We start from the raw sequence: 284 nt of genomic DNA, 5'->3' as shown, positions 1-284 counted from the left end.
CAGTTGTTCCTTATTAGGATATATTCTATATTTGAAAGCTTTATTGATTTTCATAGATTTTCCCTCTTCCTTATGTTATAATTATATCGCAATTTAATTTAGTTGTAAAGGAGTTTTTTAGATGAATAATAGTTAATCCAAAAGCAATAGACATTCCATATACAATCTAAAATATCATTTGGTTGTAATAACTAAATATAGACACAAATGTATTAACAAAGAACTTACTATTTGAAACACCTCCCCAAGTGGAATTAGCAAAATTAGTTAATACTCTAAAGACT

2 protein-coding genes are annotated in these 284 nt (G+C 25.7%); one reads left to right on the top strand and one right to left on the bottom strand.

The genetic code is table 11. The annotated features are described in order from the left end of the window. Positions 1 to 54, bottom strand: a 54-nt coding sequence (locus QMG30_RS25290) for a helix-turn-helix domain-containing protein (protein WP_353511688.1), incomplete at its 3' end; no start/stop codon positions are given. A 103-nt stretch (positions 55 to 157) separates the two neighbouring features. Between QMG30_RS25290 and QMG30_RS25285 the strand changes: the two genes are divergently transcribed. Further along, positions 158 to 235, top strand: coding sequence for a transposase (locus QMG30_RS25285; protein ID WP_353511687.1), 78 nt, complete (start codon positions 158 to 160; stop codon positions 233 to 235). Positions 236 to 284 lie beyond the last annotated feature (49 nt).

Source organism: Vallitalea longa (genome assembly GCF_027923465.1).
GTDB lineage: Bacteria > Bacillota > Clostridia > Lachnospirales > Vallitaleaceae > Vallitalea > Vallitalea longa.
This window is presented reverse-complemented; position numbering and strand designations above follow the sequence as displayed.